At 64.2% G+C, this 13,357-nt stretch carries 15 protein-coding genes; 5 read left to right on the forward strand and 10 right to left on the reverse strand.

The window, feature by feature from the left end; all coding sequences use genetic code 11:
• The first annotated feature begins 82 nt into the window (after window positions 1–82).
• Both ABIE53_RS23520 and ABIE53_RS23525 read left to right on the forward strand, forming a co-directional pair.
• Complete coding sequence (locus ABIE53_RS23520; RefSeq protein WP_107710466.1) at window positions 83–466, forward strand: tautomerase family protein; 384 nt, start codon at window positions 83–85, stop codon at window positions 464–466.
• Window positions 467–545: 79 nt separating this feature from the next.
• Complete coding sequence (locus tag ABIE53_RS23525; protein ID WP_192700456.1) at window positions 546–1,382, forward strand: TOBE domain-containing protein; 837 nt, start codon at window positions 546–548, stop codon at window positions 1,380–1,382.
• A gap of 94 nt (window positions 1,383–1,476) precedes the next feature.
• On the opposite strand, the gene ABIE53_RS23530 is transcribed toward ABIE53_RS23525, so the two are convergent.
• The 4 genes from ABIE53_RS23530 to ABIE53_RS23545 all read right to left on the reverse strand — a co-directional run bounded on the left by ABIE53_RS23530 (window position 1,477) and on the right by ABIE53_RS23545 (window position 4,507).
• Entirely contained in the window at window positions 1,477–2,178 is a 702-nt protein-coding gene (locus tag ABIE53_RS23530; RefSeq protein WP_192700455.1) for a sulfate/molybdate ABC transporter ATP-binding protein, read from the reverse strand.
• Between the two features lies 1 nt (window position 2,179).
• Entirely contained in the window at window positions 2,180–2,854 is a 675-nt protein-coding gene (gene modB / locus ABIE53_RS23535) for a molybdate ABC transporter permease subunit (RefSeq protein ID WP_006047632.1), read from the reverse strand.
• Between the two features lie 46 nt (window positions 2,855–2,900).
• Window positions 2,901–3,674, reverse strand: a complete 774-nt coding sequence (modA, locus tag ABIE53_RS23540) for a molybdate ABC transporter substrate-binding protein (protein WP_192700454.1) — start codon at window positions 3,672–3,674, stop codon at window positions 2,901–2,903.
• Between the two features lie 131 nt (window positions 3,675–3,805).
• The gene (locus ABIE53_RS23545) at window positions 3,806–4,507 is read right to left on the reverse strand and encodes a phosphatase PAP2 family protein (RefSeq protein ID WP_192700453.1); all 702 of its coding nucleotides are present in this window, start codon (window positions 4,505–4,507) and stop codon (window positions 3,806–3,808) included.
• Window positions 4,508–4,843: 336 nt separating this feature from the next.
• Here ABIE53_RS23545 and ABIE53_RS23550 point away from each other — a divergent pair, with 336 nt between their 5' ends.
• Window positions 4,844–6,034: an extracellular catalytic domain type 1 short-chain-length polyhydroxyalkanoate depolymerase gene (locus ABIE53_RS23550; protein ID WP_192700452.1), complete on the forward strand. Its 1,191-nt coding sequence runs from the start codon at window positions 4,844–4,846 to the stop codon at window positions 6,032–6,034.
• Window positions 6,035–6,153: 119 nt separating this feature from the next.
• Complete coding sequence (locus tag ABIE53_RS23555) at window positions 6,154–6,330, forward strand: DUF3563 family protein (protein ID WP_006047636.1); 177 nt, start codon at window positions 6,154–6,156, stop codon at window positions 6,328–6,330.
• A 163-nt stretch (window positions 6,331–6,493) separates the two neighbouring features.
• Here ABIE53_RS23555 and ABIE53_RS23560 read toward each other — a convergent pair whose 3' ends face one another.
• From ABIE53_RS23560 to ABIE53_RS23575, 4 genes are all read right to left on the reverse strand, one after another.
• Window positions 6,494–7,975 carry a cryptochrome/photolyase family protein gene (locus ABIE53_RS23560; protein WP_192700451.1) on the reverse strand — a complete coding sequence of 494 codons (1,482 nt, stop codon included), beginning with the start codon at window positions 7,973–7,975 and terminating at the stop codon, window positions 6,494–6,496.
• A gap of 18 nt (window positions 7,976–7,993) precedes the next feature.
• A complete protein-coding gene (locus ABIE53_RS23565; RefSeq protein WP_006047638.1) occupies window positions 7,994–8,803 on the reverse strand; it encodes a BPSS1780 family membrane protein in 810 nt (269 codons plus the stop codon).
• Window positions 8,794–9,789 (reverse strand): homoserine kinase, encoded by a 996-nt coding sequence (locus ABIE53_RS23570; RefSeq protein WP_006047639.1) that lies wholly within the window; start codon window positions 9,787–9,789, stop codon window positions 8,794–8,796. The genes ABIE53_RS23565 and ABIE53_RS23570 overlap by 10 nt, the downstream gene beginning before the upstream one ends.
• A 254-nt stretch (window positions 9,790–10,043) precedes the next feature.
• Complete coding sequence (locus tag ABIE53_RS23575; protein WP_006047640.1) at window positions 10,044–10,439, reverse strand: hypothetical protein; 396 nt, start codon at window positions 10,437–10,439, stop codon at window positions 10,044–10,046.
• A gap of 199 nt (window positions 10,440–10,638) precedes the next feature.
• Between ABIE53_RS23575 and ABIE53_RS23580 the strand changes: the two genes are divergently transcribed.
• Window positions 10,639–12,165 (forward strand): AMP nucleosidase, encoded by a 1,527-nt coding sequence (locus ABIE53_RS23580; RefSeq protein WP_006047641.1) that lies wholly within the window; start codon window positions 10,639–10,641, stop codon window positions 12,163–12,165.
• A 73-nt stretch (window positions 12,166–12,238) separates the two neighbouring features.
• On the opposite strand, the gene ABIE53_RS23585 is transcribed toward ABIE53_RS23580, so the two are convergent.
• Window positions 12,239–12,766 (reverse strand): chromate transporter, encoded by a 528-nt coding sequence (locus ABIE53_RS23585; protein WP_006047642.1) that lies wholly within the window; start codon window positions 12,764–12,766, stop codon window positions 12,239–12,241.
• Complete coding sequence (locus tag ABIE53_RS23590; RefSeq protein ID WP_006047643.1) at window positions 12,763–13,332, reverse strand: chromate transporter; 570 nt, start codon at window positions 13,330–13,332, stop codon at window positions 12,763–12,765. The genes ABIE53_RS23585 and ABIE53_RS23590 overlap by 4 nt, the downstream gene beginning before the upstream one ends.
• Window positions 13,333–13,357: the final 25 nt, after the last annotated feature.

Genomic DNA, 13,357 nt, shown 5'->3' on the forward strand with positions numbered 1-13,357 from the left:
GAAATAGCGAAAGATGTCTGTTTATTATGGCTGAGCGAGCCTACGCTGTGTGCATGTATTCACCACCTCGAAGGAGAACGTCATGCCTTTCACCCGCATCGCTTTGCGCGCCGGCAAACCCGTCGAATACCGGAAGGCGCTCACGGACAGCATCCAGCGCGCGCTCGTCGCCACGTTCAACGTGCCGAAAGACGACATCTTCATGCTCATTAGCGAGCACGACGCCGCGAACTTTGTCTATGACAATCAGTATCTGAACGTCCAGCGAACGGACGATCTCGTGATGATTCAACTGACCGTGAGCAACACCCGCACGCTCGAGCAGAAGAAGGCGCTCTATCAACGCCTCGTCGACGAACTGCACGAGTCGCCGGGACTGCGGCGCGAAGACGTGCTGATCAGTCTCGTGGAAGTGGTCAAGGAGAACTGGTCGTTCGGCAACGGGATTGCGCACTACGCGCTGTGAGCGGTGCCAGGAAGGCCGGTCGCTATAATGATCCGCTGCCCTTTTCATTCCAGACCGCTGATCCCCGACCGCCCGCGCCATGACATCCGACCGCAACGATTCGTCCCACGAGCCGCTGGAACTCGGCGGCTCCGTCTGGTTCCAGGCGGGCGCGAACACGCTCGGCGGCGCGTCGCGAATCGCGCTGCTCGCGGCGATCGGCGAAACGGGCTCCATCACCAGCGCCGCGAAGGCCGTTGGCATGAGCTACAAGGGCGCGTGGGACGCCGTCGACGCCATGAACAATCTCGCCGGTGAGCCGCTCGTCATGCGGCTCACGGGCGGCAAGGGCGGCGGCGGCACGACGCTGACGCCGCGCGCGGTCAAGCTCATCGAGACGTTTCGCGCAGTGGAGCGCGAGCATCGGCGCTTTCTGGAGCGCGCGGGCGCGGCCATCGAAGGCTTTGCGACGGACTGGGATCTGATCGGCCGCATCGGCGTCAAGACGAGCGCGCGCAATCAGCTATACGGCACGGTTTCGCAGATCACGCGCGGCTCCATCAACGACGAAATCTCGCTGACGCTGCCCGGCGGCCATACGATCGTCGCCGTTCTCACGCACGAAAGCACCGAGGCGCTCGGCCTCACGGTCGGCGCGGCGGCGTTCGCGCTGATCAAGGCGTCGTGGGTCGTGCTGTTCGTCGAAGATGAAAGCGGCGCGCCGCTGAAACTGTCCGCGCGCAATCAGTTGCGCGGCAGTGTGCAGAGCGTGAAGCGCGGCGCGGTCAATGCGGAAGTGTCGCTCGTGCTCGAAGGCGGCGCGGTCATTACCGCCGTCGTCACGAACCAGAGTGCCGAGGCGCTCGGTCTCGTGGAGGGCGCGAGCGCGGTCGCGGCCTTCAAGGCATCGAGCGTGATACTCGGCGTAAAGGAATGAAGCGGACTGAGCGGACTGAGCGGACTGAGCGGACTGAGCGGACTGAGCGGACTGAAACGGTGAAACGCGCGACGAAAGTGCGCTCAGATCACGTTCACGTCTCGCTGCGCACGTAGCCGCTGAATGCCTGGTGTTCGCGGACGCGTCCGTCGCCGATCTGCACGACCTGATCGCCGAACGCGGCGACGTCGTCGGGATCGTGCGTGATCAACACCATCGGAATGTCGAGCCGCGTTTGCAACTCCGATAATTCCTGGCGCATGCGCTGGCGCAAATGGCTGTCCAGCGCGGAAAACGGCTCGTCCAGCAACAGCAGTTGCGGGTTGGCCACCAGCGCCCGCGCCAACGCCACACGCTGCTTCTGTCCACCGGAAAGCTGCGCCGGATAATGGCCGGCGACGCTGCGCAACTCCAATGCATTGAGCCAGTAATCGACTTGCGCGGAACTGTTGCGCGCGCGCGGATTGAACCAGCCGCGCTGCAAGCCGAAGCCGATGTTCTGGCGCACGTTCAGATGCGGAAACAGCGCGTAGTCCTGGAAGAGATACGCGACCTGACGCGCCTGCGGCTTCAGATCGATTTCGCGCGCGCTGTCGAACAGCGCTTTGCCATGCAGCGTGATCGTGCCTTCGTCGGGACGCAGCAGGCCGGCGATCGCCTGCAGCGTCAGGCTCTTGCCCGCGCCCGACGGGCCGAACAGCACCACCCGCTGCGTGGTCGCGGTAAAGGCGACGTCGAGCGTGAAGCGGCGCTCGGCGCTCTCGAAAGTCTTGCGGATGTCGACGCTTAGCGGCATATCAGCGGGAAACCAGAAGCGTGCGTTGCGGCACGAGGCGGCCGGCGAGCAGCAGGATGACGACGCACGTCACCGAAGTCACGACCACGAGGAAATTCGCGGTGCTGTCGTCGCCGGCTTGCACGGCTGAGTAGACCGCGACCGAAAGCGTTTGCGTGCGGCCCGGCAAATTGCCCGCAATCATCAACGTGGCGCCGAATTCGCCGAGCGCCCGCGCGAACGCCAGCAAGCCGCCCGCGAGAATGCCGCGCGCGGCAAGCGGCAGGCTCACGCGAAAGAACACCGCCGTTTCGCTGACGCCGAGCGTGCGCGCGGCGCGCTCGAGTTGCGGATCGACGGCTTCGAATGCGGCGCGCGCGGACTTCAGCACGAGCGGGAAGGCGACCACCGTCGACGCGATCACCGCGCCTTGCCAGGTGAAGACCAGTTGAATGTCGAAGCGGTCGAGCCACGCGCCGATCACGCCGCGTCGCCCGAGCAGAACCAGCAGGTAGTAGCCGAGCACGGTCGGCGGCATCACGAGCGGCAGTGTCAGCAACGAATCCACGATGTCGCGCGCCCCCGAGCGCCAGCGCGACAAGCCGAAGCCTGCCGCGACGCCGAACACGAGATTCAGCGCGGTCGCCCAGCCCGCCACTTTCAGTGACAGCATCAGCGGAATCCAGGCTTGTTGCATGACTTGCGGTTCCTGTGGGCGTAAGTGGATGGGCGGTGATGGCCGATCAGTGAGCGGGCTTGAAGCCGTACTTCGCCAGCACCGCCTGGCCCGCCGGCGACAACACGAAGTCGACGAAAGCCTGCGCATCCGCCGCGTGCCGGCTGCCTTCCACTTGCGCGATCGGATAGGTAATCGGCGTTTGCGTCGGCACGCTCAGCGCGACTTTTACCTTGCCCGGCACGATCGCGGCGTCGGTGCCGAACACGAAACCGGCGTCCACTTCGCCGCGCGACACGTAGTCGAGACTTTGACGCACGTTCGCCGCCAGCACGGCTTTGGCGCTGACCGCGTCCCACACGCCCGCAGCTTGCAGCGCGCCTTGCGTGTAGCGGCCCACCGGCACGGACGCCGGATCGCCATACGCGATCCGTTTCACGTTCGACGATGCCAGTTCGTTCAGGCTCGACGGCGCAAAACGGCTCTCCGTCGGCACGATCAGCACCAGCGAGTTGGCCGCGAAATCCTTGCGCGTGGCCGGCACGATGACCTTTTCGGCGGCGGCCTTGTCCATCGCCTTCTGATCGGCCGAGGCGAACACGTCGGCGGGCGCGCCTTTGGCGATTTGCTGCATCAACACGTCGGACGCGCCGAAGTTGAGCAGCACTTTGGTGCCGGCGTGCTGCTTTTCGAAGGCGTCGCTGACGGCCTTGAATGCGTTGGTCAGACTCGCGGCGGCCGAGACGATCAACTCATCGGCGCGTGCGTTGGCGCTCAAGGCAACGGAAAACGCGCTGGCGACAAGCAGCGCTTGTTTCAGCAGGCGGCGGGGAGGCGTCATGAACGTATCAGACTCGGGCGTATGCCGGAGCGGTGGTTAAAACGCTTATCGTAATATAGACGAGGTTATAGCGCTGGCATGACCGACATTCGGCCGGTCAAATACAGCAGCGAGCCAGAGCGAAAACGCGTTTAAACGTGGGAAGAACTGATGAGCGCGAGCGTGTCGCGCGTCTGCGAGACCGGCGCGGCGCCCGGCTGGACATCGCGCACGGCCTTCCATTTTGCGCGGATGAAGGGCCGGTCATGCCCCGACACTTTCAGCGCGATGTGCGTCACCCAGCGCTGCGTCGGCACGTGCACGCCGTGCATCAGCACCGCCAGCACCATCAGGCTCACCGCGACCGGAACCGCCGAAAGGCGCTCGGGCTGGGCCTTCCATGCCATCCGCACGAAAAGCAGCGCGGCAACGGCGCCGACGAGACAGCCGGTGATCGCTTCCGAAGGCGAGTGCGCGCTCAGCACGACGCGCGACACGCCCACGGCCATGCCGGCCCCGAGTCCGAGCAGAACGCCGAGCACGCGAAGCGGTGGACGCGTCCACAGCAGCATCAGGAACAGCGCGACGGGATAGACCGCCGTGGACAGCATCGCGTGGCCGCTGACGCCCGTGAAATCCAGCTCGCGCACGCCGACGCCCCAGCCGAGGAACGCGAGTTTCGTGACGGTCACGACGCCGATCGCCGCGCCGAGCAGCACCAGCCAGCCCGCCGCCATGCGCCACGTATAGCCGACCGCGAGCCACAGCGCGATGGCGAACGCGAGCGGCAGCGTCATCCCGGCACCGCCCAGGCTGGTGATGGAGTACCACAGATAGTCAGGCAATTCAGGCATCGGAAAAGGCGATCAGGGCCGCATAGAATCGTTCATATCAGACTGCAACGCGCGAGCCGGGCAAATCGACGACGCGCGCGACAACCGCCAGTATAGACGGCGGCCATCGACGGCTCGCGCCGTACGAAAAGCCTTTTTGTTTCGGGACGTTAGGTGGCCAACAGGGGCCGGCAGCGCTGCGCGCGCGTCGTCACCGCACGGGTTCATCGCAAAAAAACGGGGCGGCGAATTCGCGTGACGCGTTCTGCATCGCTGCTCGATTGATGTTATTGTGCATTGCACAAGAAGCCGGTTTCACCCGGCAGTCCTGCCCCTTTTTGCGAGGTTTTTGCGCCGATGGCAAAAAGTCTATCGAAGATCTGGCTCGGCGGTCTTAAGCGCCTGCTGGCGATTCAGAGCGAGCACGCCCACAAGACCACCAAGCGCACCACGACGCGCCCGGCCCGGCCGGCGTCCAGCAAGCCGTCGACGAAAGTTCGCCCGCTCAAGTCCGCCGCGCTCCGTACTCCCGCCAAACGCGAGACGCCGCACGCTGCCGCGCGCGAATCGCGGGTGCGTCCGCGCGCGGCCGCGTGGGCGAGCGGTGCGTGGACGCGTTCGTTTCATTCGGCGCCCGCGGCGCCGGGACGGCTCGTCAATCATCTCCAATATGGGCTGTATGTGCCGTCGGGCCACGCACTCGAGAGCATGCCGCTCGTCGTGATGCTGCACGGCTGCACCCAGTCCATCGACGAATTCGCGCAAGGCACACGGATGAACGTGCTGGCGGATCGCTACGGCTTTGCGGTCGTTTATCCCGAACAATCGAAGCACGCGCACTCGCACCGTTGCTGGCATTGGTACGACGCGGGCGAGAACGCGGGCGGCGCCGAGGCGCGCGCGGTGGCGTCGCTCGTCGATTCGTTGATCGTGCAGCACGGCTTTGACAGCGAGCGCGTGTATGTCGCCGGCATTTCCGCCGGCGCCGGGCTGACGGCGCTGCTCGCGCTGCGTTATCCCGAGCGCTTCGCCGCGGTCGCGCTGCATTCGGGCCCCGCTTTCGGCGAAGCCCGCTCGGGCATCACGGCGATGGACGTGATGCGGCGCGGCGCACGGCGCGATCCCGTCGAACTCGCCGACGAAGTGGCCGACGTCACCAATTATCCGGGCATGCCGGCGATCATCCTTCACGGCGACGCCGACCATGTCGTTGCGGCGGTCAACGCCGACCAGCTCGCGACCCAGTTTCTGCGGCTGAACCGGATGGTCGATCCGAAGGGCGCGCGCAAAGCCGGCGAATTGCGCGAAGAGCGCAAAGGCGGCGTGACGATTCGCGACTATTTCCGCAGCGGCCGGCGCGTGGTGCGCCTGTGCCGCGTGCAGGGACTCGCGCACGCGTGGGCCGGCGGCGACGACGCCGTGCCGTTCCATTCGTCCAAGGGTCCGGACGCGAGCGCAATGGTGTGGGAGTTCTTCAAGCATCAACGGCGAGTGGGCGCGGGCGTTGTTGAAAGCACCGCCGACGAGGCGTCCGCTCAGGCCCGGTGACATCCGAGCAACACTTCGAAAATGAATGCTGGCGCGCGCCTAGGGTTTTCCCTATAATAGGGGTTATCCCCTAGGCGTTAACACCAAGCTAACGCCAACACTCATTGCCGAGGTTCACCATGTACCTGCTTAGCCGCCTGTTCCTGTTTCTGACGAAGTCGCCCGAACAACTCGCCAAAGAACGCGCTGACGCGTTCCTCGCCGAAGCCACTGACCTGTACGACCTGGAATTCCGCATGCGCAAGCTGGATCGCGAAGCGAACTTCCGTCAGCCGTCGTGGATGAGCCAGCACTAAGCTGCGCGTCAGTTGAAGCATCGGCGGTAGTGAAGGACGCCGGTGCGGGGCTTGAGCGACTTTGCTTTTGCCCCCGAGTTTTCAAGCTTTTGAGCTTTCGAACTCAATTAAGCCGAAGCGAGCCATCCTCCGGCTGCATCGTTAGTTTCATGTGAGCGTGTGCTCACTTGCCGAATCGGGCCAACGTCCGCGCCCTTGCTTGCGCGTGATCCACGATCGGCGCCGGGTAATCTTCGCCCAGCACCACGCCGAACGCCGCCAGTTTTTGCGCGCCAGCCAACCACGGCGCATGAACCCATTTGGCCGGCAACTTCGCGAGCTGCGGCAAATAGCGCTTGATGAACCGCCCGTCGGCATCGAATTTCTCCGACTGCGTGATCGGATTGAAGATGCGGAAATAGGGCTGAGCATCGCATCCCGTCGACGCCGCCCACTGCCAGCCGCCGTTATTCGCTGCGAAGTCGTAGTCGTTCAATTGGTCGGCGAAATAGCGTTCGCCGCGCCGCCAGTCGATACCCAGATCCTTGACCAGAAAACTCGCCGTCACCATGCGCAGGCGATTGTGCATGTAGCCGGTGCGGTTCAGTTGCAGCATCGCCGCGTCGATCAGCGGGTAGCCCGTGCGGCCTTCGCACCATGCGGCGAACGCGGCATCCGCTGCCGGGCCTTGCTCCCAGCGCAGCGCGTCATATTCCTGCTTGAACGATGCGCCGCCCGCAAGCCTCGGGTGATGCGACAGGATCATGAAGTAAAAATCCCGCCAGATGAGTTCCGACAACCACGTCGCCGCTCCCAGGCCATCCGGCTGCAGCGATATCTCGTGAGCGAGTCGCGCGAGCGTGCGGATCGACACCGTGCCGAAGCGCAGATGCACCGACAAGTAGCTCGGCCCCCTGGCCGCCGGAAAATCGCGCCGCTCGGCGTAGCTGGCGATTCGCGTCACGAAGTCGTCAAGCAGACGCTGTGCGCCGCTCATGCCCGTAGGCAAGTCCAGTTCCGCGAGGTTGCCCGGCGCGAAGCCGAGTTGCTCGAGCGTCGGTAACTGGCTGTTCAGTTGCGGCGGCAGCGCGGCGAGGTGATTCGCGTAAGTTTCGACCGGGTAGGGCTTCAGATAGAAGCCCGTCAACTGCTTGAGCCAGGCATTTTTGTATGGCGTGAACACCGTGAACGGCTTGTTCTGGCCGGTCAGCAATTCCGCGCGCTCGAAGATCACCTGGTCCTTGAACGTCAGGCACGCGCGGCCCGCTTCGGCGAGCCGCTCGCGCACGGTCTCGTCTCGCTCGATCGCGGCGGGTTCGTAGTCGTGGTTCGCAAACACCGCGTCGACGCGAAGCTCGTCGGCCAGTTTCGGCACGAGATCCGCCGGATCGCCGTATAACACGATGAGACCACCGCCTTGCTCGCGCAGCGCGTCGTCCAGTTCGCGCAGCGACGCAAGAATGAACTCGACGCGCCGGTCTTGCGCCGGCGCACCCGGATGGCGGGCCTGCCATGTGTCGACGAGCGGTTGCAGGATCGTCGTATCGAACACGAACACGCACCAGACGCGCTCGCAGTGTTTGAGCGCGTGGTACAGCGCGGCGTGGTCGGTGGTGCGCAGGTCGCGGCGGAACCAGACCAGCGCGGTGTCGAAAGTGTCGTTCACGACGGACGCGCGGCGCCCTCAGGTCGCCGGTGTGCTCGGCAGATCGGGCGTCTGCGGCGCCTGTACGCCGTAGCAGCCGCGATATGTCGCGTAGAACGAGCAATACAGCATGGTCGTGACGATCATCGTGGCCGGCATGAGCACGGCGAACGCGAAGTCGCCGGCGCCGAGCGCCTGCATCAGCACTGACAAGCCGAGCGATACGGTTGTCGCCACCGCGAACCACAGCGCGCCGAACACGACAAACGCGCCGCGGTTGCGCCAGCAACTAACGAGGCTGAAGAACATCGCCTTGATGGGCGGCACGTCATGCCAGGCAGCAAGAATCGGCGAGAACCAGAAAAGCATGGCCACCGGAATGTAGAACGCGAAGGCCGTGACCACGGCAAGCGGCATATTGCTATTGGCCATCGCCTCGGGGTCCATTGCGCCGGCCGCGCCGAGCATCACCTTGAGCAGCATGCCGCCGTCGGCGAGCGCCGAGCCCGCCAGCACCAGCGCCATCGCGATCACATAGAACACGCCGAGCACGATCAGCCGGCGCGCGACTACCGAGCCGTAGGAACGGAAACCGTCCGCGAGAATCGTCGGGAACACCGGCTTGCCGGCGATCGTGTTGCGGCACGCGGCCATGAAGCCGACCGCGACGCCGGGAATGAACGCGAGCGGCAAAACGCTGCCGATCAGCGGAATTTGCGCGACGAGCGTCATCACCAGCAGATAGGTGAAGAAGAGCGTCAGGAACGCGAGCGGATTCTTGCGGAACAGCCAGATGCCTTGCCGGAACCACACATAGCCGGTTTTCGCGGGGACTTCGATCAGTTGCATGAGGTATGGATGCCAGGAAGTGCGACGCCGGACAGGCGCTCGCGCAGAATGCGCTCGAAATGGCCGGGGTCGTGCGGCTTGAGCAACTCGGCCGCGCGCGGCAAATAAAAATCATACAGGCGCGACACCCAGAAACGGTACGCGCCCGCCCGCAGCATGTCGCCCCAATGATGGTTTTCCTCGACGGTGAAAGGACGCACGGTCTGATACGCGCGCAGCATCGCCTCGGTACGCGCGTGATCGAGCTTGCCGGTGGCGAGGTCCACGCACCAGTCGTTCACCGTCACCGCGACGTCGAACAGCCACTTGTCGCAGCCGGCGAAGTAAAAATCGAAGAAGCCGCCGAGCCGCACTTCGTGGCCGGTGTCGGGCGCGGCGTGCGCGAACATCGCGTTGTCGCGGAACAGATCGGCGTGGCACGGGCCTTCGGGCAGCGCCGCGTAATCGGCGGATGCGAAGAACGCTTCCTGATACGCGAGTTCCGACGACAGCAGTTCACGCTGCTCGCCTTCGAGAAACGGCACGATGGTCGGCACGGTTTCCTTCCACCACGGCAGGCTGCGCAGATTCGGCTGATAGCCGCTGTAATCGCGCCCAGCGAGATGCATGCGCGCCAGCATCTGGCCGACTTCGATGCAGTGTTCGACGCCCGGCGCGAGCTCGGGCGCACCTTCCAGTTTCGTCACGATCGCCGCGGGCTTGCCGTGCAGCATGCCGAACAGCGAGCCGTCCTCGCGCGGCATCGGGTCCGGCACGGGTACGCGGTGCGCCGCCAGATGGCGCATCAGGTTCAGATAGAACGGCAACTGCCCGGCCGTGAGCTTTTCAAAAATGGTGAGGACGTATTCGCCGCGCGTCGTCGTCAGAAAAAAATTGCTGTTTTCGATGCCGGATGTGATGCCGCGAAATTCGACGACGTCGCCGAGATCGTAATGGCGCATCCATTCTGCAAGTTGGGATTCGGTGACAGCGGTGAAGACAGCCATGCGGGGAACGTCGGATCAGGTTGGTCGGGCTGGCGCGGTGCGGCCAGCAACATACGTGCGGTGGTCAAGGCAGTGGCGAACGCGCGAACAGCGGGTCCGCAAACGGCAGCGGGATTCACGGCAACAGCGGCATCGAAACGGTTACAGCGGCTAAAGCAGCGGAAGCCGCACAAGCGGTCAGGCGGCCAACTTCGCGACGCCATATCCACGCGCGCGTTGGCAAAAGCGGGGCGAGGCCACTGCCCCGCGATTCATCAGTACCTCAGATTCACCGACGGCAAGCGCGTGCTCGCGCGACCGTTGTCGCGCACGGATGGCGACGTGTCGAGCGGCGCACTCATCTGATAGCGCGTGCCGAGGTTCGAATGCACATTGATTTCGACCGGCTTGCCCTTGTCGCGGTATTCGGTGATTTCGGTGCCGTTCGCGCTGCGCTCGTAAAAGCTCGGCGTGCGCGGGACGTTGATCTCGACCTTCGAACTGACCTCGGCGGCCGGCCGGTTGATCTTGTCAAGGTCGGGCAGACCGGCGCGTTCGTTGGCGGACTGCGGCGCGCCTGGAGGCGGCGTGGCGTCGACAGGCTGAGCAGCCATCGCGGCGTTGCCAAAGGCAAGGGCCAGTGCAACGGCGACGGGAAGGAGCGGCTTCATGGTGATTCTCCGGAAGGGTGCCCCGATTCTAGCAAATCCAGACCTCTGCCACGGGCGCGATCCCTTATTTTGCGCCGCTTTCGCGCGACGCGTCCGCGATTGCGCGAACGCCGCGGCGGCGCATGTCGACGCGCGGCGCGGTCATTTGGCGATCACGGGTTCCGTGGTAATGTCGTCTCATCAATCGAGGCGAACGAAGATGAACAACGATACCAATCAACGCGCGGTGCAAACTCCCGCGAACAGCTTCCCGACCGAATCCTTCGACGACGCTGCCGAAGCTGTCACCCGCCTGTCGGCGATCTACGAAGCGAACACCTCCTTTTTGCGCGACGCCTTCGCGCGCTATCGCCGCAACGAACTGTTCGAGCGGCGGGTGCGCGCATGCTATCCGTTCGTGCGCGTCTGCACCGAAGTGAACACGCATATCGATTCGCGCCGCTCCTATGGGTTCGTCGCGGGGCCTGGCGTGTTCGAGACCACGGTGACGCGGCCCGATCTGTTCGGCAACTACTATCGCGAGCAATTGCGGCTGCTGGCGAAGAACCATCATGTGAAGATCGAAGTCGGCGTGTCCGATCAGCCGATTCCGATTCACTTCGCGTTCGCCGAAGGCATTCACCTCGAGGGCGATCTCGATCGCGAGCGTCTGTTCCTGATGCGCGACGTGTTCGACACGCCGGACCTCGCGCTGCTCGACGACCGCATCGTCAACGGTACGTATGAGCCGTTGGCTGGCGATCCGCATCCGCTCGCGCTCTTCACGGCGGCGCGCGTCGATTTCTCGCTGCATCGGCTGAAGCATTACACGGCGACTTCGCCGACGCATTGCCAGAACTACGTGCTGTACACGAACTATCAGTTTTATATCGACGAGTTCGTCAAGCTGGGCCGCACGATGATGGCCCATACCGACGACGAGGAACTGCGCGCCTATCGCAGCGAATACACGTCGTTCGTCGAACCGGGCGATGTCGTCATGTACAACGAGAATCTCGGCGAGCAGGCGCAGGAAGGCACGGCGCCGCCGCGTCTACCGCAGATGCCCGCGTATCACCTGAAGCGCGCGGACGGCAGCGGCATCACGATGATCAACATCGGCGTGGGGCCGTCGAACGCGAAGACCATCACCGATCACATCGCCGTGCTGCGTCCGCATGCGTGGATCATGCTTGGCCACTGCGCGGGTCTGCGCAATACGCAGCGTCTGGGCGACTATGTGCTCGCGCACGGTTATGTGCGCGAAGACCATGTACTCGACGCCGATTTGCCGCTGTGGGTGCCGATTCCGGCGCTCGCCGAAGTGCAGGTCGCGCTCGAGCGCGCGGTCGCGCAGGTCACGCAACTCGACGGTGTGGAACTCAAGCGCGTGATGCGCACGGGCACGGTCGCGAGTGTGGACAACCGTAATTGGGAGTTGCGCGATCATCGTGAGCCGGTGCAACGGCTGTCGCAAAGCCGCGCGATTGCATTGGATATGGAGAGCGCGACGATCGCCGCGAACGGGTTCCGTTTCCGTGTGCCTTACGGGACCTTGCTATGCGTGTCCGATAAACCGCTGCACGGTGAACTCAAACTGCCCGGCATGGCGGACCAGTTTTATCGCGCGCAGGTCGATCAGCATCTGCAAATCGGCGTGAAGGCGATGGAGCTTTTGCGCGAGAATGGGCTGCATCGTTTGCATAGCCGCAAGCTGCGCAGTTTCGCGGAAGTGGCGTTTCAGTAACGCGGCGTTTTCGGGAGCGCGCAGTGGTTTTCGCTGCGCGCTTCTGCGTTTGCAACCGCGACCGCAACCCGCCTTACTGCCCGAAGCCCGTAAGCCCGATCAAGCTCCCGGCGGCCAGCAGCCACAGCGGATGAATGCGCGTCTTCAACGCGACCGCCGCGGTCAACGCGGTAATTGCCCATGCGATCGCCGTCGAATCCGACGCTTGCGCAATCAGCGCCGCGCTCGCCGCGACGATGCCGGCCGTCACCGGCACGAGTCCGACTTGCGCGTAACGCCGCCACGGGCGGTCCTTGAAACGGTCCCACGCGTGCAGCGCGAATATCGTCACGATCGACGACGGCCCGAACTTCGCAATCGACGTGACCAGCATGCCCGGCCAACCGGCCACGTGCCATCCGATCAATGTGACGATCATCAGGTTCGGCCCCGGCGCGGCTTGCGCGAGCGCGAACAGCGCGCTGAATTCGCTGGCCGGCATCCAGTGATGCACCTCGACCACCTGACGCTGCATCTCCGGAAGAATGGTGTTCCCGCCGCCGAATGCGAGCAGCGAAAGCTGGCTGAAAATGATCGCGAGGGAAATCAGCGTGTCGTTCATTGCGCGTTCCTCGATGCAACGTAGATGCTGAGCGGCGTCAGCACCAGCATGGTAGGCAGGAGCGGCAGCCGCATGATCGCAATCGCGATGAAGCCGAGCGCGGCGATCAGCGCGGCCATCGGTTTATTGCGCAACGGCAGCACGATTTTTATCGCCATCGAAATCAGGAGGCCCGCCGCGGCAGCCGCAAGCCCCGCGAACAGATGGCGCACATGCGGGTCGTCTTGCGTGCGTTCGTACAGCACGCCCAGACCGATCACGACCAGCGACGGCCCAGCGATCAACCCAAGCAATCCGGCAAGCGCGCCCGCAATTCCGCGAAAGCGCATGCCAACGGCGACCGAAAGATTGATCACATTGCCGCCTGGCAGGAACTGGCAGAGGCCGAGCAGATCGGTGAAGTCTTCGGCGCTCAACCAGCGGCGTTGCTCGACGAGCGCGCGGCGCGCGAGCGGCAACGCGCCGCCGAACGAGATCAGGCCCAGGCCGAGAAAGCCGCTAAAAATTTCCCGCACGGTGGGCTTCGGGCCCGTGGCGGAATCGAGTGAGGTGAGGTTGTGGTCCATGGCGCTTCGCTTCCAGTTCAAGCTC

This window comes from Paraburkholderia sp. OAS925 (assembly GCF_040543975.1).
GTDB classification, from domain to species: Bacteria; Pseudomonadota; Gammaproteobacteria; order Burkholderiales; family Burkholderiaceae; genus Paraburkholderia; species Paraburkholderia graminis.

Excerpts from the sequence above, each read along its gene's own strand:
- ABIE53_RS23520 (WP_107710466.1), top strand. The coding sequence starts at position 83 with ATGCCTTTCACCCGCATCGCTTTGCGCGCCGGCAAACCCGTCGAATAC.
- ABIE53_RS23525 (WP_192700456.1), top strand. The coding sequence starts at position 546 with ATGACATCCGACCGCAACGATTCGTCCCACGAGCCGCTGGAACTCGGC.
- ABIE53_RS23530 (WP_192700455.1), bottom strand. The coding sequence starts at position 2,178 with ATGCCGCTAAGCGTCGACATCCGCAAGACTTTCGAGAGCGCCGAGCGC.
- modB (WP_006047632.1), bottom strand. The coding sequence starts at position 2,854 with ATGCAACAAGCCTGGATTCCGCTGATGCTGTCACTGAAAGTGGCGGGC.
- modA (WP_192700454.1), bottom strand. The coding sequence starts at position 3,674 with ATGACGCCTCCCCGCCGCCTGCTGAAACAAGCGCTGCTTGTCGCCAGC.
- ABIE53_RS23545 (WP_192700453.1), bottom strand. The coding sequence starts at position 4,507 with ATGCCTGAATTGCCTGACTATCTGTGGTACTCCATCACCAGCCTGGGC.
- ABIE53_RS23550 (WP_192700452.1), top strand. The coding sequence starts at position 4,844 with ATGGCAAAAAGTCTATCGAAGATCTGGCTCGGCGGTCTTAAGCGCCTG.
- ABIE53_RS23555 (WP_006047636.1), top strand. The coding sequence starts at position 6,154 with ATGTACCTGCTTAGCCGCCTGTTCCTGTTTCTGACGAAGTCGCCCGAA.
- ABIE53_RS23565 (WP_006047638.1), bottom strand. The coding sequence starts at position 8,803 with ATGCAACTGATCGAAGTCCCCGCGAAAACCGGCTATGTGTGGTTCCGG.
- ABIE53_RS23570 (WP_006047639.1), bottom strand. The coding sequence starts at position 9,789 with ATGGCTGTCTTCACCGCTGTCACCGAATCCCAACTTGCAGAATGGATG.
- ABIE53_RS23575 (WP_006047640.1), bottom strand. The coding sequence starts at position 10,439 with ATGAAGCCGCTCCTTCCCGTCGCCGTTGCACTGGCCCTTGCCTTTGGC.
- ABIE53_RS23580 (WP_006047641.1), top strand. The coding sequence starts at position 10,639 with ATGAACAACGATACCAATCAACGCGCGGTGCAAACTCCCGCGAACAGC.
- ABIE53_RS23585 (WP_006047642.1), bottom strand. The coding sequence starts at position 12,766 with ATGAACGACACGCTGATTTCCCTCGCGATCATTTTCAGCCAGCTTTCG.
- ABIE53_RS23590 (WP_006047643.1), bottom strand. The coding sequence starts at position 13,332 with ATGGACCACAACCTCACCTCACTCGATTCCGCCACGGGCCCGAAGCCC.